Source organism: Halomicroarcula saliterrae (genome assembly GCF_031624395.1).
Taxonomy (GTDB): Archaea; Halobacteriota; Halobacteria; order Halobacteriales; family Haloarculaceae; genus Haloarcula; species Haloarcula saliterrae.
Window position 1 is genome coordinate 612737 of sequence record NZ_JAMQON010000002.1, and the last position, 22881, is coordinate 635617.

The window sequence follows — 22881 nt, forward strand, 5'->3', positions numbered from 1 at the left end:
ACGACGGATATATTCAGAACCTGAATTATCTAGGATAATAAATCTACTGTCACGTTCGGCCGGGGACCGCACCGCAAACCCCTTTCGACCGCCGGCTGTACCCGCAACCCATGACTGACTCCGAGGAGACGGTGCGGTGCTGGCTGGTCGAACGGTCGAGTTTCGGGGACGAGCGGATGGTGACGCTCGTCTACGCCCCACCCGAGGGCGACCGCCACCTCACCAAACAGCTGTCGACGAATCTCCTGCTTCGCAAGCGCGTGACGGCGGCCATGGACGTCGAACCCGAACGGCTGGTTCCGGTCGACGACACCGAGACCCGCGAGCGCTACGCCGCCGAGGCGGCCCGGATGGCCGACACGCACGAGCCCGACGAAGAAGTCTGACCGCGTCCTCCCCGAACTCCCGGTCGTGTCGCCTGACAATATGAAAGACTATACCCGAGGGTGGACCAACCGACGCATATGACCGCCATCGAACTGGACGGCCTCCGCAAGGAGTACGCTGACGTCGTCGCGCTGGACGGCGTCGACCTCACCGTCGAGGAGGGTGAGGTGTTCGGCTTTCTGGGTCCCAACGGGGCCGGGAAGTCGACGACCATCAACGTGCTGCTCGATTTCGTCCGCCCGACGGCCGGGTCAGCGAAGGTACTGGGTCACGACGTTCGCGAGGAGTCGGAAGCCATCCGCGAGCGCATCGGCGTCCTCCCGGAGGGGTACGACGTGTACGAGCGCCTCACCGGCCGCGAACACATGGAGTTCGTCATCGAGTCGAAAGACGCGGACGACGACCCCGAGGAACTCCTGGAGCGGGTCGGTGTCGCCGACGCCATCGACCGCCGGGCCGGCGGCTACTCCAAGGGGATGAAACAGCGGCTCGTGCTGGCGATGGCGCTGGTCGACGAGCCCGACCTCCTCATCCTCGACGAGCCGACCACGGGTCTGGACCCCAACGGCGCCCGCCAGATGCGGGACCTCATCCGCGAGGAGAGCGAGCGCGGCGCGACCGTCTTCTTCTCCTCGCACATCCTCAGCCAGGTCGACGCCGTCTGTGACACCGTCGGCATCCTCCAGAACGGACAGCTCATCGCGAAAGACACCGTCGAGGGCCTTCGCGACGCCCAGGGCGACATGACGCTCGTCGTCACCGTCGCAAACACCGACGGCATCGAGGACGCGCTCGACGAGGTGCGCAAGCTCTCTTCCGTCTCGGGCGCACAGCTCGACACCGACCGGGTGACCGTCAGCTGTGAGAGCGGCGCGAAGATGTCCGTGCTCAACACCTTCGAGGACAACGGCGTCGCCGTCGAGGACTTCGACACGCAGGAGGCGTCGCTGGAGGACCTCTTCTCCAGCTACACCGAACAGGAGGTCGAAGCATGAGCACCGAGGCCGGCGCGCTGGCCAACTTCGACCGCGCGATGCGACGGACCTTCAGCTGGTACACCGTCTCGAAAAAGGAGTTCAAAGACGCCATCCGCTCGAAGGGGCTGTGGCTGCTCGGCGTCATCTTCACCCTGCTGTTCGTCAGCCCCGTCGCCGGGGCGCTGTATCTGGACTTCGGGGCCGGCACCAGCCAGCAGGCCCAGGCCATCCAGCAACAGGGGATGCAGTTCCTGCTGTCGAGCCTCTACACCAACACAGTGACCATTCTGGTTCCGATAATCGCCATCTTCGTCGGCTACGCGGCCATCTCCAAGGAGCGGACCTCCGGGTCGATGAAGATTCTGCTGTCGCTGCCCCACAGCCGCCGTGACGTGCTCGTCGGCAAGGTCATCGGCCGCTGTGCAGTGCTCGGCGTCCCGCTCGTCGTCTCGCTCGCCGTCACCGCCGCCTTCCTGATGGCGTCGGAGCTCGCCTTCAAGCCGGAGCTGTTCGCGCTGTTCTCGCTGTTCTCGGTCCTGTACGCCCTCGTCTTCGTCGCGATTACCGTCTCCATCTCGGGGGCGTTCAAGAAGACCCTCTGGTCCGGGGCCGCGAGCTTCATGGTCTACTTCTACTCCACGTTCCTCTGGAACGCGACCGTCAACAGCTTCGGCCAGCTGCTCCAGCAGCGACTGGGCGTCACCGGGGCCATCCGCTGGCATCTCGTCTTGCTCCTGAAACTCGCCAACCCGAACCAGGCCTACAAGACGCTCACGACCTCGATGCTGAACACCGGTGACACGCCCGTGCTACGGGCCCGCCTCTCCATGTTCGGCGGGAACGCGGACACACAGACCATCTGCACCGAGGTCCTCAACGGCACCTGGACGAGCCGCGCAGTGCAGTTCGGCGGCCAGACGGTCCAGGTCCCGACGTGTAACGGCGGCGGGACGCCAGTGCCGTTCTTCTACTCCGACCCCGTCGTGGCCGTGTTCATGGTCGCGTGGATCGGCATCGCCGCGACGGTCAGCTACTACACGTTCAGCCTGGCCGACCTGTAGGTCGGCCGCGACCCGTTTTACAGCGCGCCTCGCTCCGCGAGCAACGCCTCGAACTCGCTTTCGGAGAGCTCCTCGACGTCGTTCTCGTCGGCGTCTTCGCGCTTTCGCTGGCCCGCGTTCTCCCCGACCACCAGATAGTCGGTGTTGCCCGAGACGCTGGAGGTGGCCGAGCCGCCGGCGCGTTCGACGAGTTCCTGTGCGTCCCCGCGGGTGTACTCGTCGAGCGACCCGGTGAAGACGAAGGTGAGCCCCGCCAGGGCGTCGCCCGTCGACTGGTCGGCGGCCTGCGGGTCGACGTGGTCCAGCAGGCGGGAAAGCACCGCTCGGTTCCCCCCGTCCCGGAAGAAGTCGACGATGCTGCGGGCGACGACTGGACCGACGTCGGGGACCGCCTCGAACACCTCGAACGCCGCCTCGTCGTCGCCGACGGCTTCACCGAGCGTCACCTGGCCATCGGACGGTTCGTCGTCGCCCTCGGCGGCCTCGCGGATGGCCTCGAACGTGCCGAACTCGTGGGCGAGGTTCCGGGCCGTGACGCCGCCGACCTGCGGGATGCCAAGCGCCGTGAGGAACTCGTCGAGTTCGGGTTCGCGGGCGGCGTCGAGTTCGTCGACCAGGTTCCGGGCACTCGTCTCGCCCCACCCCTCCAGCTCGGCGAGGTCGTCGACGGAGAGCTCGTAGAGGTCCGCGGCGTTCTCGACGAGGTCCGCATCGAGGAGCTGCTCGACGGCCTTCTCGCCGAGCCCCTCGATGTCCAGCCCGGCCCGGCTGGCGTAGTGCTCGACTGAGCGTTCGCGCTGAGCGGGACAGGAGAGCCCGCCGGTACAGAAGGCCATGGGCCCGTCGCGTTCCACCTGACTCCCGCAGGCGGGACAGTCGTCCGGGAACTCGAAGTGGCCGTCACCGTTCCCCTCGACGACCTCGACCACGTCCGGAATCACGTCGCCGGCGCGCTTGATTCGCACGCGGTCGCCGATACCGACGCCGAGCTCTTCGATGAGCGAAGGGTTGTGCAGGGAGGCCCGCGTCACGGTGACGCCGCCGACCTCGACGGGGTCCATCAGCGCGACCGGGGTCAGCCGGCCGGTCCGGCCCACCTGCACGACGATGTCCCGGACCGTCGTCTCCTCCTTGCGGGCGGGGAACTTGTAGGCGAAGGCCCACCGCGGGGCGCGGCTGGTCGCGCCCAGTCGGTCGCAGGCGTCGCCGTCGTCGACCTTGAGGACGACGCCGTCTATCTCGTAGCCGAGGGCGTCGCGGGCGTCGAGTTGCTCGTTCCGGTAGTCGATGGCCGCCTCGATGTCGTCGACGACGCGGGTGCGGTCACAGACGCGCAACCCCCACTCCGGGAGGCGCTCGTGGATGCCCGCGTGGCTCCCGAAGTCGACGCTGGCATCGAGAACGCCGAAGAAGAACACCGCGAGCGGCCGCTCGGCGGTAATCGTGGGGTCCAGTTGCCGGAGCGTCCCCGCGGCGGCGTTGCGAGGGTTGGCGAAGGGGTCTTCCCCCGACTCGACGCGCTCGCGGTTGTACGCGGTGAAGGCCTCGCGGGGCATGTACACCTCGCCCCGCACCGCGAGAAAGTCGGGATACTCCCCGCGGAGGCGCTGGGGGACGCTGCTGATGGTCCGGACGTTTTCGGTGACGTCTTCGCCGACCTCGCCGTCGCCCCGCGTGGCCGCCCGGACGAACTCGCCGTCCTCGTAGACGACCTCGACGGAGAGGCCGTCGAACTTCGGCTCACAGAAGTACTGGACAGCGCCGTCGTAGTCGGTCTCCCGGAGGCCGCGACGCACTCGCTCGTCGAACTCGCGGACGTCCTCGACCTCCCCGCTCTGGTCGATAGAACCCATCGGCGCGACGTGTTCGACGTCTTCGAGCTCGTCCAGCGGTTCGCCGCCGACCCGCTGGGTGGGACTCCCCTCTGTGTCGAGGTCGAACTCGTCTTCGAGCTCCTGCAGTCGGGAGAAGAGCGCGTCGTAGGCCCGGTCGCCGATGACCGGGTCGGCCTCGACGTAGTAACGGTAGTCGTGGTAGCGGATGGCCTCGCGCAGCTGGTCGGCCTGCTCGCGGGCGGTCGCCTCGTCCAGTTCCTCGACGGGGGCGAAGTCCGTGTCCGGCGACTCGACGTGTGGGTTTGCCGATGGCCGCGACGGGTCGGCTGTCATTGTCCACAGTGGTAAACGCACCCTCTTTGAACGTTCGGTGCGCCGCCGATATCAATCACAAGACACTTATCCGACATGGGAGTCCCCGCACCCATGCAGTTCGCCCGCGGAAGCCTCCGATACGCCGCGGTTCCCGCCCTCCTGGCCGCACCGGCGGTGCTCCTGACGCCACTCGCCAGCGCTGCCTGTCTGCTGGCTGGCGCAGGGGTACTGTTCTTCCACCGCGACCCGGAGCGGTCGACGCCGCCGACGGGCGTGGTCTCACCGGCCGACGGACACGTCGCTGTCGTTCGCGAAGAGGACGACCGAGTACGGTTGGGCATCTACATGCGGGGCCGCGACGTCCACGTCAACCGCGCACCGATGGCCGGCGTCGTCGAGTCCGTCGACCACGTTCCCGGCGCGAACAAACTCGCCTTCCGCAAGGAGTCGGAACGCAACGAGCGCCTGCGGTTCACGTTCGAGGACTACGACGCGGAGATGATAGCCGGCGCGTTCGCCCGCCGGACCCGGTCGTACGTCGAGCCGGGCGAGTTCGTCGAACGCGGGCAACGCATCGGCCACATCTCCTTCTCCAGTCGCTTCGACGTCGTCCTGCCGCCGGAATACGATATCGGGGATCTCACCGTCGCCGAGGGGAACCGCGTGCTGGCCGGCGAAACGGTCGTCGCACGGCCGAGCGAGGCCGTGACCGTCGATGACTCGGCGGTCGCCGAAAAGTAGTCGGGTTACAGCCCAGCGACGTCTTCGATGGCGTCGGTGAGCGCCTCGATGGACTCGACGGTGTGTTCGCCCATGTGACCGATGCGGAACGACTCCTCGCTCAGGTCGCCGTAGCCGCTGGAAAACACCATGTCGTACTCCTCGGAGACGGCCTCGACCGTCGCGGCCACGTCGATGTCCTGCGTGTTCTCGACGCAGGTCACCGTCTGGGACTCGTACCCCTCCTCGGCGAACAGGCCGAAGTGCTCTCTGGCCCACTCGTGGGTGTACTCCTTCATGTCCTGGTGGCGCTGGTCGCGGGCCTCGTGGCCCTCTTCGAGCATGTGTTTCATCTGCTTGCGGTAGGCCAGCATGATGGGGATAGCAGGAGTAGAATGGGTCTGGCCCTTCCGGTCGTAGTAGTCCAGACAGCGCTGGAAACCGCCGTACCACGAGGCGGAGTCTTTCTCCAGTTCGCGCTCGTAGGCGGCGTCGCTGACGGTACACACCGCGAGGCCGGGCGGCATCGCGAAGGCCTTCTGGGTCGAGGTGAAGATGGCGTCGATGTTGTGGGCCTCGATGTCGATGTAGTCGCCGCCCAGACAGGAGATGGCGTCGACGACGAAGTACGTGTCCGGGTAGTCGCCGAGCAGGTCACCGATCTCCTCGACGGGGTTGCGCACGCCCGTGGAGGTCTCGTTCATCACGACGCCGACAGCGTCGTACCCCTCGTCGCTCGACTCCAGCGCGTCACGGATGTCCTCGGGCTTGACCGCCGTGCCCCAGTCGTACTCGACGCGGTCGACCGATTTGCCGAGTCGCTCCGCGACGTTGGCCTGACGTTCGCTGAAGCTCCCGGAGGTCCCAACCAGCATGTTGTCCTCGACGAGGTTCAGGGTCGTCGCCTCCCAGAACTCGGTGCCGGAGGCCGACAGGACGATGACGTTGTCGTCGGTGTCGAGGAACTCCTTCGTGTCCTCGACGATGGTCGTATAGAGGTCGGTCATCCGGTCCATCCGGTGGCCGAACATCGGCTGGGCCATCTCCTGAACGACGTCGTCACGAACTTCGGTCGGGCCGGGGAGATACAGCGTCTTCTCGGGATAATCGCCTGTGTATTCCTGTTTCTTGGTCACGTGAGCCACCTAGTACCGGCACTTTCGCGTGCGGTGGCATGGTAGTTTTGATACGGTGGCGCCCGCGTCAGCCGACGGCCCGGGCGACCGACGAGACCACGATAGCGTACGCGAGCGGTCCCAAGAGCGAGCCCAGCGAGAGCTGACCGGTACCCGGGAGGACCAGCGCGAGCGACCAGAGCGCCAGCGGCGCCACGGCGAGTGCGGAGCCACCACGGGAGAACGCCTCGCCCAGCGAGGGTTGTCTGGCGGCAAAGAGGCCGGCGGCGAGGGCGGCGACGGCGGCCAGAACCAGCGTGTTCGGCGGGGCGACGAAGGGCAGTGTCACCAGACCGAAGACGGCCACGAGGAAGCCGACCGTCGTGGCGTCGCTGCTCCCGTCGTCGACCGACTCATCGTAGTCCGCCTGCTGGTCGGCACGGTCCTGAACGGGGCGCCCGCTGTCCGCGTCGATAGCGCTCGGAAAGTCCACACCGCAGTGCATACACCACGTCGCCGTCGAGCTGACCTTCCCGGCACACTCCGGGCAGCGGGGGTCAGAAACCATACCGCATATCGGTACGGTGCCGTGTTAGCCGTTGGGGTCGGGGCTAGATTCATACCTGAAGACCGGACAAGGTACGCTATGGACTGGGTCGCGCAGGCCGAACAGCTCCTGTACGACGGCGAGTCGATACGAGAGACGGTCCCGGTCGGAGCCAGCGGCGTCGTCGTGACGAGCCACCGCCTGCTGGCCTTTACCCCCGACCGAGAGGGTGCGAACTTCCGCCAGGTCGACCGGCCAAACGTCGAGGGAGCGACGTACCGGACCAGCGGCGAGTTCCGGTTCCTTCAGCAGGCGGTGAAGGCGCTCGTCGTGGGCGCGGTGCTGGTCGTCGCCGGAACGACCGTCAGTCTCGACGGGATGGTCTCCGGTATCTCGCTGGACAGCGGGGGCGCGGCGGGCGCCGTCGGTATCGGCGGTATGCTGGGACTGCTCCAGTCGATGCTGTCCCTGCTGGCGCAACTGGACGACCTGCTGCGGTTGTTCGGCGGACTCGCGCTGGCGTTCGGGGTGGTCGTGCTGGCGGTGTACGTCTGGAGCCGCGAGCGACTGCTCGTCATCGCCGTCGCCGGCGGCGACGACATCGAACTGACCGCGCCCGACGACGAGGGCGCCGTCGAGCAGTTGCGGGCCGCGGTGGTCCCGGGCGACGAGGGAGCGGCGCCGCCGTCGCCCCCTGCCGACGACCCGCTGGCGTGACGTTCAACACCGCCGAGCGCCTACCGGCCCCTGATGGACGCAGACGGCGTTCGCGAGCGGGCGAGTGCGCTCCCCGACGAGCCCGGCATCTACCAGTTCGAGGACGGCGACGGGCGCGTCCTCTACGTCGGCAAGGCCGTCTCGCTGCGTGAGCGGGTTCGTTCGTACGCCGACCCGCGCAGCCACCGTATCGCGAAGATGGTCCAGCGGGCGGCGGCCATCGACTTCGCGGTCACCGACACCGAGACGCAGGCGCTCCTGCTGGAAGCCAACCTTATAAAACGCCACCGGCCGCCGTACAACGTCCGGCTGAAAGACGACAAGTCCTACCCGCTGGTCCAGTTCACCGACCACGCAGTCCCGCGCATCGAGGTGACCCGGGACCCCGACGAAGGGGCGACCGTCTACGGTCCGTTCACCGACAAGGGCCGCGTGGAGACGGTCGTGAAGGCCCTGCGGGAGACCTACGGGCTGCGGGGCTGTTCGGACCACAAGTACAGCAACCGCGACCGGCCGTGTCTCGACTACGAGATGGGTATCTGCACCGCGCCCTGTACCGGCGAGATCTCCCGGAGCGACTACGCCGCCGACGTCGAGAGCGCCAGACGCTTCTTCGAGGGCGAGGTGGGCGCGCTCGCTGACCCGCTCCGACGGGAGATGGAGCACGCCGCTCAGGACCGGGAGTTCGAGCGGGCCGCGAACCTGCGGGACAAACTGGGCGCCGTCGAGGCGCTCCACGGCGAGAGCGACACCGCCGTCAGCGACGCGGGCAGCGGGGCCGCGACCGACGTGCTGGGCGCCGTCGTCGAGGGCGACAGGGCGGTCGTCGCACGGCTCCACGCCGAGGGCGGGAAACTGGTCGAACGCGACCGGTACACGCTCGATGCCCCCGACGGCGAGGGGCCGGCCGGCGTCTACCGGGCGTTCATCCCGCAGTTCTACGCCGAGCGGGAGCTCCCCAGCCGAATCCTCTGTGGGGAGGACCCGGCCGACGCGGACATCGAGCGGTGGCTCGACGGCGAAGGCGTCTCCCTGCGGGTTCCCGGGGCCGGCCGGGAGGCGACGCTCGTGGACCTGGCGCTGAAGAACGCCCAGCAGCGCGGCGGGCGCGACGACGGCGTGGCCGCGCTGGCCGACGCGCTGGGTATCGACCGCCCGACGCGCATCGAGGGGTTCGACGTGAGTCACGCACAGGGGAAAAGCGCCGTCGGGTCGAACGTCCTCGCCGTCGACGGCGACCCCGACACGAGCGGCTACCGGCGCAAGAAGCTCACCGAGCGCAACGACGACTACGCCAACATGCGCGAGCTCGTCCGCTGGCGGGCGGCGCGTGCCGTCGAAGGCAGGGACGACCGCCCGGACCCCGACCTGCTGCTCATCGACGGCGGCGACGGGCAACTCGGAGCCGCCCGGGACGCGCTGGCCGAGACCGGCTGGGACGTACCCGCTATCGCGCTCGCGAAGGACGAGGAACTGGTCGTCACGCCGGAGCGGGCGTACGACTGGGCCGACGACGCCCCCCACCTGCATCTCCTCCAGCGGGTCCGGGACGAGGCCCACCGATTTGCCGTCCAGTACCACCAGACGCTGCGGGACGAGGTATCGACACCGCTCGACGACCTCCCGGGCATCGGTCCCGCGACCCGCAAGGCCCTGCTCCGGCGCTTTGGCAGCGTCGAGCGCATCCGTGCGGCCGACAGCGAGGAGCTGACCACCGTCGACGGCGTCGGGAGCGCCACAGCGGAGACGATTCGGACGCGGCTGTGAGTCCGCTGTCGCCGTGGCCGACCTCTTTCGGGCCGGAGGAAGGCTCAGACACTCGTAATTCTGGTTGAGAACCAGCAGCGCGGCGGTCAGCAGTCGACCGCATCGCTGACCGAGCCACGGGGAGCGGGGCCGCATAAACGTCTATGTGCGATATCAAACGGCGGCAGAGAGCGGTCACCGGGGAGTCGGGCGGTGGCCTGCAACCGCCACAGCACTGCTTCGCCGCTCGTTCGGGTCCATCAAATTTTCCGAGATATACCACCGATTGTGTGATCTGTATCCGTATTCTAATTGAATATCTCAGTTTATCCCGATTGTAATGAGATGAATGACATTTGCCATGGTGTGCCAACGTCAGGACTTACCCGTATGTCAATATAATGGTATTCCATGACGGAAAATTCGACGTTGGCCGGGGCGGACAAGCTCGGTCCCGCACTGGAGGTTCTCGCAAACAGGTACCGACGGGAGTTGCTGCTGGCACTCCTGATAGAGAACCCACAGAACGACGACGACCGCGACCCGCTCGACATCATCGACCCCCCACAGGAACCCGAACTGCTCGAAACCGAGCTGTTTCACAAACACCTGCCGAAGCTCGAGGCGATGGGGTTCATCGAGTGGGACCGAGACAGCGGGAAGGTAGTGAAAGGACCCGACTGGGACGATATCGAACCCGTGCTCTCGCTTATCTACCATCACCAGGACGAGCTGCCGTCCGGCTGGCTCTCCAGTGGCGATTGAAACGGTTCACTCACCGCTGTCGTGCGGTCGGTCTGCGTCGATTTTCGGCGGCTACTACAGCTCCCGTCCCGACGGGTCGAACTCATCCTGGGCCTCTATCGCCGCGACCAGCGAGTTGTCCACGAGCGCGACGATAGCGCGCCGGAGGCGCTCGGTCACCGCCTGGTCGGAGATGCCGAACTCGTCGGCCAGGTCCTGCGTAGACAGCTCCCGGGGCAGCGAGTAGTACCCCCCTTGCACCGCCCGCACCAGCGTGTCGCGCTGGCGCTGTGTCAGCCCGTAGAACGGGCCGCTCTCCGGTCGCGTCGGGTTGTAGATGCGACCGACTTCGAGCGTGATGTTCGCGTCCGAGCAGTACGCCTTGAACGAACCCAGCGACTCGTGAGAGTGGAATCGGAGCTCGATCTCCCACGTCTGTGGCCCGCCGGTGGCGCTGAGCAGGTTGGCGTTCGTCTCGTGGATGCCCCGGAACAGGCGGTCTTCGGTGACGTCCCAGTCGAGGGCGAACAGCGTCCGGTCGTCGTGTGAGCTCACCTCCTGGATATCACGCACGGAGGGGTGGTCCTGTACCGCCTCCCTGAACGCCTGACTCTCGTCCGTGCCGAAAATAGAGAAGAAAGGGACAGCCTGCTCCCCGAGTGGCACCAAGTTCTCGAGGACGATGCTGCTCCCGCTGGAGATGTCCAGAATCCGTCCCAACTCAAACGAGTTGGCATGGACACGCAGATGCGCGATAACGCTCATTTCGTAAGCGTTGCGCCGTCGTGTGTAAATATCGGCGGCATGGCACACCAACCTGCCACCACAACATGGTGTACCATGTTTGTCGGCAGGCCTTTGTAGGTGGCACTCCTCGTAACATCCGGATAAACGCCCTTCGCGGAGAGCTTCCTCACAGTAGTCCTGCGGCGCACTGAGTCGGACCACAGCTTCGGGTCGCGGCCGAGTACCACATCTAATGAAAGACGACTACAAATCCGCGGTCACGATCACAAATCCGGACGAATTCGAGGCCGCGCTGGCCGCGATTATCGAGATAGCCATCGAAGACGACGTCGACGTCCGCGGCGCCTGGGAGTTCCGGACAGACGGCTCGACCCGCGACTGGGATGTCAACATCACCGAGCTGGCAAAGCGATTCGAGGGCGACGACCGTAGTACCGATTGAAACGGGTTCCGCACCGACCGAACCGTCCTCAGAAATCGAAGATTTCTGATGGGCTGCACGAGAGCTTCGCTCTCGTGAACGGCTGTCGTGCGGTCGGGTGTGCATCGATGCTCGATGGCTACTGTAGTTCCGGAGGGCGCCACTCCGCGTGGGACACGGACGAACCGGACGGGTGGCTCCGACCCAAGGGATTTCTCCGTGCCGGGACTACCGAACGACATGAATCCGGGGCGGCGATTCGTGCTGGCGACGGTAGGCCTCGGTTCGCTGGTGGTGTATCTCCTCGTCGGCGTCGTGGCCTACCGGTTCCTCCTCCTTGTGTGGGCCCAGCGCCCGCCGACGGCGGTCGTCGTCGCAACCGTCCTCGGCACGGCGCTGCTCTTTGGCGTCGTCAGCTACTGGACGGGGACGGCACGGCTCAAGCGGTCGCTGGACGCGGTTCTCTTGCCCCGGTCGCGGGCGCCGGCGCTGTACCGACGATACGACCGGCTGACCGACCGGATGCGCGCCGGCGAGCCGTCGCTGCTGGTCGCTCGGCTCCCGGTGCCCAACGCCTTCGCCGTCGGTGGGCCGGGCGGGGCCATCGTCGTCGACCGGCGGCTCTTTGCCCTGCTGTCGCTCGACGAGATGGAGACGCTGCTGGCCCACGAGCTCGCACACTTCGAGCGCCGGGACGCGCTGGTCCAGACGCTCGGCTACAGCCTCACCCAGAGCCTCGTCGGGCTCGTCGGCATCGCGCTGTTCCCGGTCATCGTGGTGACGGGCGGCATCGCCCGGGCGCTCGCACTGCTCCGGGGGAACCCCGAGTCGTGGTCCCGGTCGTGGCTCGGACGGGCCCAGCGCGGGGCGCTGGGCGCCGTCGCCCTGCTCGGCTTCGCCGTGACACTGCTGGTGCTCTCGTACTCCAGACGCCGGGAGTGGGCGGCCGACGACCGGGCGGCGACGGTCACCGGGAACCCGCTGGCGCTCGCCCGGGCGCTCCGCAAGATAGAGCGCGCTTCGACGCCGGACATGGGACCGTTGACACCCCTGTACGTCCACGGAACCGAGGACAACCCCCTGTCGAAGCTGCTGTCGACGCATCCGCCGATGGGCGACCGCGTGGCCCGCCTCAAACAGATGGCGGGCCTGGAGGTCTAGTCGGAATCGGCGGCGAGGAGGGTCGCGAGCGTTCCCCGTAACTCACCGGTCGTCGGGCTCTGGGGGACCTGTGTGAGCAGGTCGTCCCGGAGCGCGGCGAGCGCCCCGTCGACGCCGAGTCGCTCCACGCGGTGGCCGTGTTTCAGCGCGATACGAGGAGAGACATCGAACAGCAGGTCCTGCTTCCCGATGACCGAGTGCGTGATGACCAGTGCTTCGGCCGCGCTGTCGACGAAGGCCGCTCGCTCGGGGTCGGTCCCGACACTATCGAGGGCGGCCGAGAGCAGCGTTTCGAGGCGGTCGGTCCGGTCAGCCAGCGCGGGCGGTGCCGGGAGCGTCGTCGTGCCGTCGGGGTGCTCCGGGGTCATGCTGTCCCGGGGCGCATAGGAGAGCGTGGCCCCGCTGACCGGCGCTGTCGCGTCCGGCAGTGGCGACGTCAGCCGCTTCGAGGGCCGCGTGTCGGTGAACACGACGACGACGTTGGCCGGCTCGCCGGTGACTGGCTCGTCTGAACCCCCGGGAGCGTACTCGTACCCCCGCCAGAGGGCCTCTCGGAGCGTCCCCGGAACCGGGCCGGTGTCGCCGCGGAGTTCGACGTGGAGAACGACGGGGCCGTCGGCGCTCCGGTCGAGGATAGCCCACAGCGAATCGACCGCGTCCCGCGCCAGCGGCGAGAGCCGATAGCAGGGACAGTCGCGCTCGGCCGCGAGCAGCCGCGCGAGCGCCAGTCCCCGCCAGCCGGTCAGGTCGGCGACGTACAGCCAGGGAAGCGCCTGGACCGGCCCGAGAGTCGGGTCGCCTGCCGTCGGGTCGATGCGGTCGGACACCAAGTCGAGGTATGACGCGACCGTCTCACGTTCCGGCCGGAAGTAGTCCGCGACCGCCGGCGGGAGCGCCGTCTCGACAGTACAGTGAGGTGGGACCGATGGCATGTGGCCGACGTTCGACCGTCGAGCGGAAAATACTGCCGAGGCGCGACACCGTCGATAGGGGCGCGGACGCGAGCGGTATCCAGAAAAACTGTTCAGAAAGCGGCTAGCGAGGCGTCGTCGCCGTGGTCGGTTCGCGGACCCGGCGGCGCTTCATCCAGCCACCGATTGCGCCGGCGACGCCGCCGGGTATCGCCTGCACGAACAGGGCGAGCACGGCGACCGAGGCGCCGGCGACGGCGGGGACGACCCCGACGAACAGGGCGGCGCCGATAGTCAGAGCGACGAGGAGGACCAGCGCACCGACGATGGTGGCCAGTGCACCGTGTATCGCCCCGTTGCCGACGCCCGACACCATGTAGCCGGCGACGAAGCCGCCGACGAGTCCGGGCAGCGCGAGGAGGTAGACGGAGCTCTCCGTGAGCGAGCCCGCCCACGAGACGAACGCTCCGAGAGCGATCGCGACGACGAATCCGGTCAGTACTGCACGCCAGTTGATGTTCATAATCACCTCACCATTGGGACCACTCGGGCATAGTGTGGCGTGCGCTATCCGAGCGGTAAGCTATGAGGCTGGGGCCGGACAGGCGTCAGATGCACTCCTGTCGCTTCCCGACGGGACACGTCACCTGAGCGATGTCGAGGGACCGACGATACTGATTCGATATAGCGCAATGTGATTTATACTCGGAACATCACCGCACGCACCGGACACCGACAGAACTGCCAACGATGGCCTCAGCCGGCCGAAATCGCCGACTCGACGTGTTCTGCGACCGCCGCCGGATTCTCTCTGGGTGCCCAGTGAGCGCAGTCGCCGAGTACCGTCAGCTCCGCGCCGGGAATCCGGTCGACGGCCCGCCGCGCCCACGCCACCGGGAACAGGTCGTCGTGAGCGCCGTGGAGCACGTGTGTCGGCACGGAGAACTCGGTGAATCGGTCGGTAAACGTCGTCCGGTACCCCCCGCGTGTGACCTCGGCGTCGCGGAACCGTCGAAACGCCACACCGGCGGTGGGCCGCTGGACCTCCCGGTAGACGGCGTCGACGGCCGCCGCGGGCAAGCTGTCGAGATCGTGGACGATACCACCGAGACTCGCGCGCGTGAGCCGCCGACTCCGGCGGAAGGCGGCGACAGCGATCTCGTTGCCCAGCTGGACGCGGGCGAGCGCGTACGAGAGCAGGCCGTTCGGGAGTTCACGGCCGAGTCCGTACGAGTCGATGGGGACCAGTCGCGCGACGAGGTCGGGCCGGTCCAGCGCGACCTGCATCGCGACACCGCCGCCCACGGAGACCCCGACGAGCGTCACTGGCCCCAGGTCGAGTTCGTCGAGCACGCCCGCGACCACCGCGGCGTGTCGCTGGATGGAGTAGGACCCCGGAGGCACCTCGCTCTCGCCGTAGCCGAGCAGGTCCGGGGCGACGACCCGATAGTCCGGCGTGAGCCGGTCGATGACGGGCGGCCACGAGACATGAGCGGCGTCGATGATGCCGCCGTGGAGCAAGACGACGGTCGGCCCGGAGCCTCCCTCGCGGTAGTGGATGCGATTGCCCTCGGCCGTGACGGCGCCGTCAGTGACCATACCGACAGTCCGCGCGCCAGCCACTGAAGGATGTCGCCGCGGACAGGAGCTCCCCGCGGCCGAATCTGTGTCCCGTAGCTCGGCCGCCATAAATCGTTGAGCGCTATATCAAATACTCTGACAGCCGCGGCCTGCATGCAGCGAGAGTAGCCAGTTCGTCGGCCGGACGCCCCGAAGCGGCTACGGCCGACCGCCGGGCGGAGATGTGACGGTGAATTTATACGTCGTCCGGCCTGTGTTCGTCACAGAGAATGCGGAATAAACCGACCAGACGGCGGCTGCTGACAGCCGGCGGGCTCGCGGGACTGCTGGGGCTCTCCGGGTGCCTCCGACTGTCCGCCGGCGAGGACGGCGAAACGCCGACGGGGACGAGAGCCCCCACAGCGGGGCCGGCCGGTGGGAGGACCGGCGCCACACCGACGGAGTCGGTCGACGGCGATGCGACGGCGGTGGTCGACGGGTTCGAAGACGGGGGCCTCCCGGACCACTGGTCCGTCACGGACCCCGACGACAGCGCCAGCGTGGCGGTCACGACGGAACGGGCCTACGCCGGGAACGGATCGCTCCGGGTCAGCGCCGGCGATCCCCTGGCCATCGAGACCGACCTCGACGGGGTCACGCTACAGGACGGCGACGAGTTCCACGCCTGGGTGTACACCGAGTCGCCGGAGGCGTCTGTCACACTCCGGCTCGCCGGTGGACCGGCCGGGTCCCCGGCTATCCGTTTGACCCGTTTCGGCACCGTCGTGTACGACACGACCGGAAGCGAGCGGACGGCGCTCGGCAGCGACGACGGCGTCGGGGGATGGCACCGCCTCGGGCTGCGGGTCTACCCGTCCGTTGAGGAGGTACAGTTCTCCGTGCGCCAGCCCGACGGAACCACGGTGCTGTCTGACCGAGTCGAGTCGCCCGGGGGCCACGAGTCGTTCGTGATTCGGGGTGGCGGCGGCCGGCAGGGCGACGAGTTCTACCTCGACGAGGTCACGGCCGGGCCAGTCCGTCGGTGACCGGCTCAGGCGGAGCGCCTGCCGGCCACGAAGGCCAGCGCGACCGCCGTGACGAACGTGACCGCAACGACGAGCATGGCCGGCCCGCTCGAACCCGAGCCCGACCCGTCGGTGGTGTCAGTAGACGTGAGACCGGTGCGAGCCGTGTCCGTCGCCGTCCGGCTGGCTGTCACGGTTATCCGTCCGGGCGACGGCGTCGCTGTCGGCGTCTCGGTCCCACTGTCCGTGACTTCGGGCGACGGCGTCGCTGTCGGCGTCTCGGTCCCGCCGTCCGTAACCTCAGGGGACGGCGCCGCTGTCGGCGTCTCAGTCCCACCGTCCGTGACTTCTGGCGACGGGTCGGGCTCGACGACGACGGTCGCAGTGGCGTTGTCGCGAGCACCGGCCGTGTCGACGGCAGTCAGTCGGACGGTCACGCGCGTCGTCGTGTTCACTTCGGACGGTGGCTGGTAGCGGCCGAGACTGACGGCGCCGGGCCCATCGACGACCGTCCAGGAGAGCCGGCGCAGTCGGCTGTCCGGGTCCGTCGACGCAGTGGCGTTCAGCCTGACGGCGTCGCCCGCGGTCGTGGTGTAGTTGCCGCCGGCGTCGGCGGTCGGCGGGAGGTTCGAGTCCTCGACACGGACCGTCAGATTTCGCCGGGTCGTCTCCCCCCGTCTGTCGCTGGCGGTGAACTGGACGGTCGCGGCGTCACCGTCGGTCACGGCGGACGGGGCCCGATACGTGTCCCCCGACAGCGTGCCGACGCCATCGAGCAGCTCCCAGCGGGTGGTGGTGACGTAGCCGTCCGGGTCCCGGACCCGGTCGGCCGCCAGCGTGACGACCGCACCGGTCGAAACGGTGACGTTGTCGGGCAGCACCACCGTCGGGGCGGCGTTGTCGTTGTCGATGAGAATCGTCGCCCTGTCGGTCGCCGCGGCCCCGTCGTCGTCACGAACGGTCAGTTCGACGGTGACTGTGGTGCCGTTGCTGACACTGCTCGGGGCCTCGTACTCCCCGTCGGAGATAGAGCCGGGACCATCGGCCACCCACCAGGAGGTCGAGTCGACGGCCCCGTCAGGGTCGCTCGACCCCTGGGAGAAGAGCGACACCGTTCCGCCCTCTCCGACCTCGTAGGGCCCGTTGGCCTCCGCGGTCGGTGGCTCGTTTGTCGACTCGTTCTCGGCCAGCGCGGCCCGTTTGGCGGGTGTCACACCGATCGACGCCGCTGACTCGTCGCTCACCGTGGCACCCGCGGTCGCGAACCCGGTCAGGAGGAGGGCGACTGCGACCAGCGCCGGCAGTTTAATTCCGTACGCCATCGTCCGGATTGAAACGGCCGTCCGGGTAATAGAAGTTGTGAACCGGTCAGCGAGCCGAACGGATGCCACACCGAGACGCGGTCGGTCACGGGGCGCTGTTCCCCGACGTGAGATGCAGTTAACACGACTGCCGACAAACGTTCGTTAGAGGTGACACGATATGGCTAACTCGGATATAGAACTCTCCGCACCGGAACTGACCGAGGGTGACTTCCTCCGAATCGACGACCCGCAGTTCGGGACCGAAAACGTCGCCGTCGTCACGGGCGCGGCCTCCGGCATCGGCCGGGCGACGGCGGTCGGGCTCGCGGCCAACGGGCTGACCGTGATCGGCGCAGATATCGACGCCGAGGGTCTGGACGAGACGGCCGACATCGCCGAGGGGTTCGACGCACCGGGGACCGTCCACGGCGTCGAGACCGACCTGACCGACGACGGCGACGTCGAGGCCGTCGTCGAAGCCGCGGCCGACGAGGGCGCGCTCAGATACGTCGCTAACATCGCCGGCATGCAACACATCGCCAGCATTGCCGAGTTCCCGATGGAGAAGTACGACCTACTGCTCGACATCATGCTCCGGTCGCCGTTCAAGATGGCCCAGGAGGCCATCCCGCACATCGAGGCCACCGACGACGGCGTCGGTGCCATCGCCAACATGTCCTCGGTCCACGGCCACTACGCGACCAAGGACAAGGCGGCCTACATCACCGCGAAACACGGGTTAGCTGGACTCACTCGTTCGATTGCCGTCGAGGGTAGCGGCACCCTCCGGGGGTTCTCGGTCAGCGTCGGTTACGTGTTGACGCCGCTGATGGTGAACCAGATAGAAGACACCGCCGAGGAACGGGACATCTCGAAGCGCGAGGTCGTCGAGAACGTGATGCTCGGGCAGGCCCGCACGAAAGAGATGATGACGCCGGCGGAGGTCGCGAACCTCTTCGTCTTTGGCTTCTCTTCGCACGCGAAACACCTCAACGGCGGCGACCTGCTGTTCGACGGCGGGTACACCCACACGTACGAGTGAGTGCCCGATTCGCTGGGCGCGACGACCTCGTATCGGTGTACCACTCTTCGTTCGCGGACACAAAAGAGGTCGCTGAGAATCTACCGCGCCGTATCGCGGACCCCGGGTACCGATGTCAAACACCCGGAGAAGAGCCTCTGTGTCGAATATCGCTCCTGTCAGCGAGCGGCGTTCGGGGGGAGCGGCGCCTGTGACGACGGACGGGCAGTATCGGTTTCGATGTACCGGACCTCGACGGTCACGTCGTGGCCGGTCTCCGCTCGGACGCGCCGCTGCACCCGGTCGGCGAGCTGTGGGTACGGTCGGTCGGACGGCGTCGCGACGGTGACGACGACTCGCCGCGGTCGATGTACGGGGACCACCTCGGACAGCACCGCCCGGGGGAGCGCGAGTGACGGACCGGCGTAGTCGACGGTGAATTCGACGAGTTCGAGGCCGTCGTAGGCCGGACGAGTGAGCGTCTCGTCGGTCGCCGTCCTGACGCTCCGCTCGAACTGGGCGTCCTGGACCGAGGCGAACGTGATACCCCCCAGGAAGACCGACAACACCGAGATGAGGACGAGCAAGACGGCGGCGCGCTTGAGCGTCGTGCTCCGTGAGTGTTCCCGCTTCGCCGAGTCCCGGGGCTGATACCCGAGATACCGGAGCGTTACGAGCGCAGAGAGGTTGATGGCGAGGACGTTCACGAGCACGAGCACCCCGGCGCTGAACGCCGCGAAGGGCTCTCCCCAGGCGACGGCGATGCCCGCTGCAGCGGCGGGCGGAATGAGCGCGGCGGCTATCATCACTCCGACGAGCACCGCCGACGCCCCCGAGGAGAGGCTGAAAATCCCGGCGACGCCCGCGCCGAGCGCGATGACGAGCGAGAGGAAATCAGGCGCGAGGCGCCCGCCGATTTCCGCGATGCGCGTGATATCCTGCCCCGGGGGAAACAGCGGTATCAGCCGAAGGAGCGAGGCGAACGCCCCGGCAGTCACGACCGCGAGAGAGACGCCGACGACCTGGAGCCCGACCCCGCGACGGAACATCGCCGGGTCGTCGAGCGCCGTGCCGACACTCGCGGACAGCGCCGGCCCCATGAGCGGGGCGATGACCATCGCACCGACGACGACGGCCGCCGAATCGAGCAACAGCCCCGCCGTCGCGACGAGCGAACTGGTGACCGTCAGGACGAGAAAGGTCTTGTTGCCGGGAGACAGCTCGCGCGCCCGGATGCGGAGCTCCGCGCGGGAGATGCGTATCTGCCAGCTCATCTCCGCACTGTAGCGGTCCAGCAACTGCTGGAACCGTCGCGAGAGGTCGACCTCGACGTCGCTGATGATGACGTGTGCGTCGTCGCTGAGCCCGGCGTCGCGGAGGTCGTCGATGACCGGTTCGACGGCGTTCCTGGGCAGCGGAAAGGTGACGATAGCCGCGTAGTCTTCGACCCCGCCCCGACCGCTGGTCTCCGACGTCAGATAGTAGTCGATATCCGCTGCTTCCAGTGTGTCGACGACCGCGGCTCGTTCACCGACGGGAACGCTGATTTCGACGACTCGCATAGGCAGAGTTCTACGCGAGAGAACATACTGTCTGTTGACAGTTGGCCGGTGGCCCCGGGCGGAATTTTCTCCGGAAACCGGAAATTGAACCCACTGCTCGGTCGTACACAGATGATGGCGACGTCTGAGAGCGTGTGCAGTGTTCAGTCCGCCGGGGTATCTATCGCTTCGAGATATATGACAACGGAGATTAAGTTCCCCGGACAGTGTTCGGTCGATCTCGGCAATCGCACCGCGCGGAACTGCGATGTAGGCCACCTGGCCTCGTTCAGCCCGTCGTACGTCTAGAGGATACCCTCTGCGTGTCGACACCTCCGTACTCGGTAATGTCCTTGGCTTCGACGGCGACCAGCGGCGGGTCGTGGCCAAGCTGTTCGACCGCGAGGAGTTCGGATGTAAGAGCTCGGAGCCAACGAGGTTAGAACAGTCGCTGTCGACGCGGGCGTGGTTGAACGGCGCGAGGATCTTTCGAACTGGGTGTCGGACTAGTCGTCCCCGGGGAACAGCCGCCGCTTCGCGTAGGCGAGAACGTGTGGTTCGGAGATCGAGCCTGCGGCCATAGACATGGGTTATTTATTTTGAACAGGGTGAGGAGCGGTCTAACAGCCCAGATGTTGGTTTGGTGTTAATGGGTCCTGCTAGATTGTGAACCGACTGCAGACTCGCTGTGCTCGTTTGCCAGGGTTCAAATCCTCGTGCGGCAGCTTTCGGTCGTCGCCTCCGCTCCTCGCAGATTCTGGATGGGCCCTGCCGGGGATACTCCAGAACGTGCTGGGTCGTCAGCTAGCTATACAATGAGCGTCTGTGGCCTCTGAAGAGGGTTTAGAACTGTACCAATTTCTGGAAGGAACGATGTCGGGGTAGCGATGGAGCGCATCGGTACGTCGTTCAACACCCTCATCGCCCTCGAAGGAACTCTCAGCGAAGGCCGGCGCTCTCCGCAGCGTCCGTCTCCAGCGGGTCGACCGGATCACCGTCGTCATCGAACGCGCCCTGGTTGTAGAGGTCGACGAAAGGGCTGAACCGCTCAGGGAGGACGGACAGCCCCTCCTCGTCGAGTGCGACGAGAGCCCGAATTGCGAACCGGCGTCGTTTCTCCGATCGGTTAGTCCCGACAGTCTCGACCAGTGTCTCGGTCAAGCCGTCCGGAACAGTTTCCCAGTGCTCAGCCGTCTCCTCGATTAATTGCGAGTGCTGGTAGCGAAGGGGCGGCTCCCATTCGGCACGGGCGTAGGCATCGGGAACGACGTGGGCCCCGAGGTTCGGATGGGCGTCGACGAGTGCGGACATCGTCTTCCGGACATCACTTCTTAGCAGGTTCTCCGCGAGAATTTCCGGGACACCTTCGATGGCAGCTGGGTTCCGGTCGGCCACGTCGACCACGAGGTTGCGGTAAAACCGCGAGCTGTAGTCGAGTTCACCCTCGACGAGTAGCCGATAACCCTGGCGGAGCTGGTCAGCGACGAATTCCGGGTGGTCTGGTGCGAGGAGCGCGAGCGGGTCGTTCCCGTCGGTTGCCGCCGTATCTTGGGCGATCACGGCGGCCAAGGTCTCACCGGGCGGGTCAAACGAGTGGTCGGCAACACGGACGAGCCGCGAGAGCCCGATCAGATACGGGTCGTCGCTCCGCCATCGGTCGGTCCTCGTGTTCGTGACCGTGAATCTTTGCCGGAGGTGTTCGTACACAGGGCCGACCGCGTCTTGTTCGACCAGCGCCACCCGCAGTGCGAGACGCGGGAATCGTCGGCCCATCGCTCTGGGATCGTCACGCTGGGCCGCAGTGATGACATCGTCCGCGATGTCCCCGACAGGGACAACACCCGCCGATACGAGCGTATCCAGCAGGCGAGCCGCCCACGTACGGACCCTGCGGCGCTCGTCGTGAAGGCGTGCCGCGATCGCAGTGCCATGACCAGCCAGGAGTACCGCGTCGTACTCGTCGAATCCCTGCTCAAGCGTCATGAGCGCCGCGTGACGGGCCGACGCGACTGGGCGGGTGTAAGTGCAGTATCCGTTCACCGGATCCCCGAACGTCTCGACAAGGCTTTCGACGGCGGTCCCAGGGTCGGGATGAGCGCCGAGCAGGGCCGCTCCGTGTTCGAAAAATATCTTCCCGATTCGTCGTCGGACCGCAGGATCGGGGTCGTGTAACCGCTCAACCAACGTCGCGGCGATGTGTTCCGACGGCAGTGGTCGGAACTCGGTATCATCGAGCGCCTCCTCTATAATGTCCCCGAGTCGGTGAGTATCTGCCGCTGCCTGGCGGACGACCGGGGACTCATCGTCGAGCGCGTCGAAGGCTGCTGCCGCAAATTCGGCCCGATCGGTGATATTCTGGTCCGCATAGTACCTTTCGCCATAGACGCCGACGTGACTGGCGATAACCGCACCGACGCTCCTGACGGTGGGATCGTCGTCGCCGAGCATGGCCAAAGACTGTGTGAGGAGGGCTGGTGGAAGGTTCCCCCACGTGTTGACGTCATCAAGCAGCACCTCCTGGATTTGTATCGCGATTGCGGCCCGTTCATCCGGGTCGGCCCCGTCGAGTCGGCGAGCCAGGTCTGCGAGGCCGGTAGAGTCAGACGGCGGCATGGATCCCGTAGCGCATCCGGTAGTAGTCGAAATGTTCCCCGTACCACCAGCGGCCAGGAGTCGTGTGTAGTTCGTCGGTCTGGTCCGCCGACTCGTCGAACTGGTCGTAGTATTCGCTGACGGTGGCACCTTCACCACCCTCATGCGATGCGACCCAGACGAGTCGGTCGATATGACGGCTCACTGTACGGAGTTCCGACACTGGTGCGGTGTAGTACTCCCCGAACAAGACTACCGAATCGTCGACCTGTTGCCCACCTTGCGCCCATTCGGTGTCGAGTCCTGCGTCGAGTACCGCCTCCGGATTGCCATCCTCTGCTAATTCCGCGACGACCCAGTACTGATCTTCCGCCATAGCGAAGGGTCACAGTAATCCCACTAAATCCTGTGGGACAGTCGCATGATCGACTTCC

General features: G+C 66.8%; 22 protein-coding genes. 11 read left to right on the forward strand and 11 right to left on the reverse strand.

Annotation, left to right across the window (positions count from 1 at the left end; genetic code table 11):
* The first annotated feature begins 110 nt into the window (after positions 1-110).
* The 3 genes from NDI56_RS11150 (at position 111) to NDI56_RS11160 (ending at position 2425) form a co-directional block, all read left to right on the forward strand.
* Positions 111-386, forward strand: a complete 276-nt coding sequence (locus NDI56_RS11150) for a DUF7967 family protein (RefSeq protein WP_310919594.1) — start codon at positions 111-113, stop codon at positions 384-386.
* A gap of 78 nt (positions 387-464) precedes the next feature.
* On the forward strand, positions 465-1382 hold the full coding sequence (locus NDI56_RS11155) for an ABC transporter ATP-binding protein (RefSeq protein WP_310919595.1): 918 nt from the start codon (positions 465-467) through the stop codon (positions 1380-1382).
* Positions 1379-2425 (forward strand): ABC transporter permease subunit, encoded by a 1047-nt coding sequence (locus tag NDI56_RS11160; RefSeq protein ID WP_310919597.1) that lies wholly within the window; start codon positions 1379-1381, stop codon positions 2423-2425. The genes NDI56_RS11155 and NDI56_RS11160 overlap by 4 nt, the downstream gene beginning before the upstream one ends.
* 17 nt (positions 2426-2442) lie before the next feature.
* Here the strand turns inward: NDI56_RS11160 and ligA are convergent, their stop codons facing one another.
* Positions 2443-4593 (reverse strand): NAD-dependent DNA ligase LigA, encoded by a 2151-nt coding sequence (ligA, locus tag NDI56_RS11165; protein WP_310919599.1) that lies wholly within the window; start codon positions 4591-4593, stop codon positions 2443-2445.
* Positions 4594-4686: 93 nt separating this feature from the next.
* Here ligA and NDI56_RS11170 point away from each other — a divergent pair, with 93 nt between their 5' ends.
* On the forward strand, positions 4687-5316 hold the full coding sequence (locus NDI56_RS11170) for a protein sorting system archaetidylserine decarboxylase (protein ID WP_310919600.1): 630 nt from the start codon (positions 4687-4689) through the stop codon (positions 5314-5316).
* Positions 5317-5321: 5 nt separating this feature from the next.
* On the opposite strand, the gene NDI56_RS11175 is transcribed toward NDI56_RS11170, so the two are convergent.
* Both NDI56_RS11175 and NDI56_RS11180 read right to left on the reverse strand, forming a co-directional pair.
* Positions 5322-6431, reverse strand: coding sequence for a pyridoxal-phosphate-dependent aminotransferase family protein (locus NDI56_RS11175; protein ID WP_310919601.1), 1110 nt, complete (start codon positions 6429-6431; stop codon positions 5322-5324).
* A gap of 67 nt (positions 6432-6498) precedes the next feature.
* On the reverse strand, positions 6499-6978 hold the full coding sequence (locus NDI56_RS11180; RefSeq protein ID WP_310919603.1) for a hypothetical protein: 480 nt from the start codon (positions 6976-6978) through the stop codon (positions 6499-6501).
* A gap of 78 nt (positions 6979-7056) precedes the next feature.
* Between NDI56_RS11180 and NDI56_RS11185 the strand changes: the two genes are divergently transcribed.
* The 3 genes from NDI56_RS11185 to NDI56_RS11195 all read left to right on the forward strand — a co-directional run bounded on the left by NDI56_RS11185 (position 7057) and on the right by NDI56_RS11195 (position 10185).
* The gene (locus tag NDI56_RS11185; protein WP_310919604.1) at positions 7057-7674 is read left to right on the forward strand and encodes a hypothetical protein; all 618 of its coding nucleotides are present in this window, start codon (positions 7057-7059) and stop codon (positions 7672-7674) included.
* Positions 7675-7707: 33 nt separating this feature from the next.
* The gene (locus tag NDI56_RS11190) at positions 7708-9441 is read left to right on the forward strand and encodes an excinuclease ABC subunit C (protein WP_310919605.1); all 1734 of its coding nucleotides are present in this window, start codon (positions 7708-7710) and stop codon (positions 9439-9441) included.
* A gap of 390 nt (positions 9442-9831) precedes the next feature.
* Positions 9832-10185: a DUF7344 domain-containing protein gene (locus NDI56_RS11195; RefSeq protein ID WP_310919606.1), complete on the forward strand. Its 354-nt coding sequence runs from the start codon at positions 9832-9834 to the stop codon at positions 10183-10185.
* Between the two features lie 54 nt (positions 10186-10239).
* Here the strand turns inward: NDI56_RS11195 and NDI56_RS11200 are convergent, their stop codons facing one another.
* Positions 10240-10929 (reverse strand): helix-turn-helix domain-containing protein, encoded by a 690-nt coding sequence (locus NDI56_RS11200; protein WP_310919608.1) that lies wholly within the window; start codon positions 10927-10929, stop codon positions 10240-10242.
* A 214-nt stretch (positions 10930-11143) separates the two neighbouring features.
* Here NDI56_RS11200 and NDI56_RS11205 point away from each other — a divergent pair, with 214 nt between their 5' ends.
* Positions 11144-11353 carry a hypothetical protein gene (locus NDI56_RS11205; RefSeq protein WP_310919609.1) on the forward strand — a complete coding sequence of 70 codons (210 nt, stop codon included), beginning with the start codon at positions 11144-11146 and terminating at the stop codon, positions 11351-11353.
* Between the two features lie 219 nt (positions 11354-11572).
* Positions 11573-12493 (forward strand): M48 family metallopeptidase, encoded by a 921-nt coding sequence (locus NDI56_RS11210; RefSeq protein ID WP_310919610.1) that lies wholly within the window; start codon positions 11573-11575, stop codon positions 12491-12493.
* Here NDI56_RS11210 and NDI56_RS11215 read toward each other — a convergent pair.
* The 3 genes from NDI56_RS11215 to NDI56_RS11225 form a co-directional block, all read right to left on the reverse strand.
* Positions 12490-13425 carry a hypothetical protein gene (locus NDI56_RS11215; RefSeq protein ID WP_310919611.1) on the reverse strand — a complete coding sequence of 312 codons (936 nt, stop codon included), beginning with the start codon at positions 13423-13425 and terminating at the stop codon, positions 12490-12492. The two genes, NDI56_RS11210 and NDI56_RS11215, sit on opposite strands and share 4 nt — an antisense overlap.
* A gap of 103 nt (positions 13426-13528) precedes the next feature.
* Entirely contained in the window at positions 13529-13927 is a 399-nt protein-coding gene (locus tag NDI56_RS11220; RefSeq protein ID WP_310919612.1) for a DUF5518 domain-containing protein, read from the reverse strand.
* Between the two features lie 233 nt (positions 13928-14160).
* Positions 14161-15003 carry an alpha/beta fold hydrolase gene (locus NDI56_RS11225; RefSeq protein WP_310919613.1) on the reverse strand — a complete coding sequence of 281 codons (843 nt, stop codon included), beginning with the start codon at positions 15001-15003 and terminating at the stop codon, positions 14161-14163.
* A 251-nt stretch (positions 15004-15254) separates the two neighbouring features.
* On the opposite strand from NDI56_RS11225, the gene NDI56_RS11230 reads away from it, so the two are divergent.
* On the forward strand, positions 15255-16010 hold the full coding sequence (locus NDI56_RS11230) for a hypothetical protein (RefSeq protein WP_310919614.1): 756 nt from the start codon (positions 15255-15257) through the stop codon (positions 16008-16010).
* A 5-nt stretch (positions 16011-16015) separates the two neighbouring features.
* Here NDI56_RS11230 and NDI56_RS11235 read toward each other — a convergent pair whose 3' ends face one another.
* Positions 16016-17311: a PKD domain-containing protein gene (locus NDI56_RS11235; protein ID WP_310919615.1), complete on the reverse strand. Its 1296-nt coding sequence runs from the start codon at positions 17309-17311 to the stop codon at positions 16016-16018.
* Between the two features lie 160 nt (positions 17312-17471).
* Here NDI56_RS11235 and NDI56_RS11240 point away from each other — a divergent pair, with 160 nt between their 5' ends.
* A complete protein-coding gene (locus NDI56_RS11240; RefSeq protein ID WP_310919616.1) occupies positions 17472-18335 on the forward strand; it encodes an SDR family oxidoreductase in 864 nt (287 codons plus the stop codon).
* 158 nt (positions 18336-18493) lie between these two features.
* On the opposite strand, the gene NDI56_RS11245 is transcribed toward NDI56_RS11240, so the two are convergent.
* The 3 genes from NDI56_RS11245 to NDI56_RS11255 all read right to left on the reverse strand — a co-directional run bounded on the left by NDI56_RS11245 (position 18494) and on the right by NDI56_RS11255 (position 22823).
* A complete protein-coding gene (locus NDI56_RS11245) occupies positions 18494-19876 on the reverse strand; it encodes a TIGR00341 family protein (protein WP_310919617.1) in 1383 nt (460 codons plus the stop codon).
* A gap of 918 nt (positions 19877-20794) precedes the next feature.
* Positions 20795-22468, reverse strand: coding sequence for a hypothetical protein (locus tag NDI56_RS11250; RefSeq protein ID WP_310919618.1), 1674 nt, complete (start codon positions 22466-22468; stop codon positions 20795-20797).
* Positions 22455-22823 (reverse strand): hypothetical protein, encoded by a 369-nt coding sequence (locus NDI56_RS11255; RefSeq protein WP_310919619.1) that lies wholly within the window; start codon positions 22821-22823, stop codon positions 22455-22457. The genes NDI56_RS11250 and NDI56_RS11255 overlap by 14 nt, the downstream gene beginning before the upstream one ends.
* Between the last annotated feature and the right edge of the window lie 58 nt (positions 22824-22881).

Bases quoted from the DNA above. Each gene is read 5' to 3' on its own strand.
- NDI56_RS11230 (WP_310919614.1), top strand. From the start codon at position 15,255: ATGCGGAATAAACCGACCAGACGGCGGCTGCTGACAGCCGGCGGGCTC.
- NDI56_RS11205 (WP_310919609.1), top strand. From the start codon at position 11,144: ATGAAAGACGACTACAAATCCGCGGTCACGATCACAAATCCGGACGAA.
- NDI56_RS11220 (WP_310919612.1), bottom strand. From the start codon at position 13,927: ATGAACATCAACTGGCGTGCAGTACTGACCGGATTCGTCGTCGCGATC.
- NDI56_RS11190 (WP_310919605.1), top strand. From the start codon at position 7,708: ATGGACGCAGACGGCGTTCGCGAGCGGGCGAGTGCGCTCCCCGACGAG.
- ligA (WP_310919599.1), bottom strand. From the start codon at position 4,593: ATGACAGCCGACCCGTCGCGGCCATCGGCAAACCCACACGTCGAGTCG.
- NDI56_RS11170 (WP_310919600.1), top strand. From the start codon at position 4,687: ATGCAGTTCGCCCGCGGAAGCCTCCGATACGCCGCGGTTCCCGCCCTC.
- NDI56_RS11160 (WP_310919597.1), top strand. From the start codon at position 1,379: ATGAGCACCGAGGCCGGCGCGCTGGCCAACTTCGACCGCGCGATGCGA.
- NDI56_RS11200 (WP_310919608.1), bottom strand. From the start codon at position 10,929: ATGAGCGTTATCGCGCATCTGCGTGTCCATGCCAACTCGTTTGAGTTG.
- NDI56_RS11240 (WP_310919616.1), top strand. From the start codon at position 17,472: ATGGCTAACTCGGATATAGAACTCTCCGCACCGGAACTGACCGAGGGT.
- NDI56_RS11255 (WP_310919619.1), bottom strand. From the start codon at position 22,823: ATGGCGGAAGATCAGTACTGGGTCGTCGCGGAATTAGCAGAGGATGGC.
- NDI56_RS11155 (WP_310919595.1), top strand. From the start codon at position 465: ATGACCGCCATCGAACTGGACGGCCTCCGCAAGGAGTACGCTGACGTC.
- NDI56_RS11180 (WP_310919603.1), bottom strand. From the start codon at position 6,978: ATGGTTTCTGACCCCCGCTGCCCGGAGTGTGCCGGGAAGGTCAGCTCG.
- NDI56_RS11250 (WP_310919618.1), bottom strand. From the start codon at position 22,468: ATGCCGCCGTCTGACTCTACCGGCCTCGCAGACCTGGCTCGCCGACTC.
- NDI56_RS11195 (WP_310919606.1), top strand. From the start codon at position 9,832: ATGACGGAAAATTCGACGTTGGCCGGGGCGGACAAGCTCGGTCCCGCA.
- NDI56_RS11215 (WP_310919611.1), bottom strand. From the start codon at position 13,425: ATGCCATCGGTCCCACCTCACTGTACTGTCGAGACGGCGCTCCCGCCG.
- NDI56_RS11225 (WP_310919613.1), bottom strand. From the start codon at position 15,003: ATGGTCACTGACGGCGCCGTCACGGCCGAGGGCAATCGCATCCACTAC.
- NDI56_RS11245 (WP_310919617.1), bottom strand. From the start codon at position 19,876: ATGCGAGTCGTCGAAATCAGCGTTCCCGTCGGTGAACGAGCCGCGGTC.
- NDI56_RS11210 (WP_310919610.1), top strand. From the start codon at position 11,573: ATGAATCCGGGGCGGCGATTCGTGCTGGCGACGGTAGGCCTCGGTTCG.
- NDI56_RS11235 (WP_310919615.1), bottom strand. From the start codon at position 17,311: ATGGCGTACGGAATTAAACTGCCGGCGCTGGTCGCAGTCGCCCTCCTC.
- NDI56_RS11150 (WP_310919594.1), top strand. From the start codon at position 111: ATGACTGACTCCGAGGAGACGGTGCGGTGCTGGCTGGTCGAACGGTCG.
- NDI56_RS11185 (WP_310919604.1), top strand. From the start codon at position 7,057: ATGGACTGGGTCGCGCAGGCCGAACAGCTCCTGTACGACGGCGAGTCG.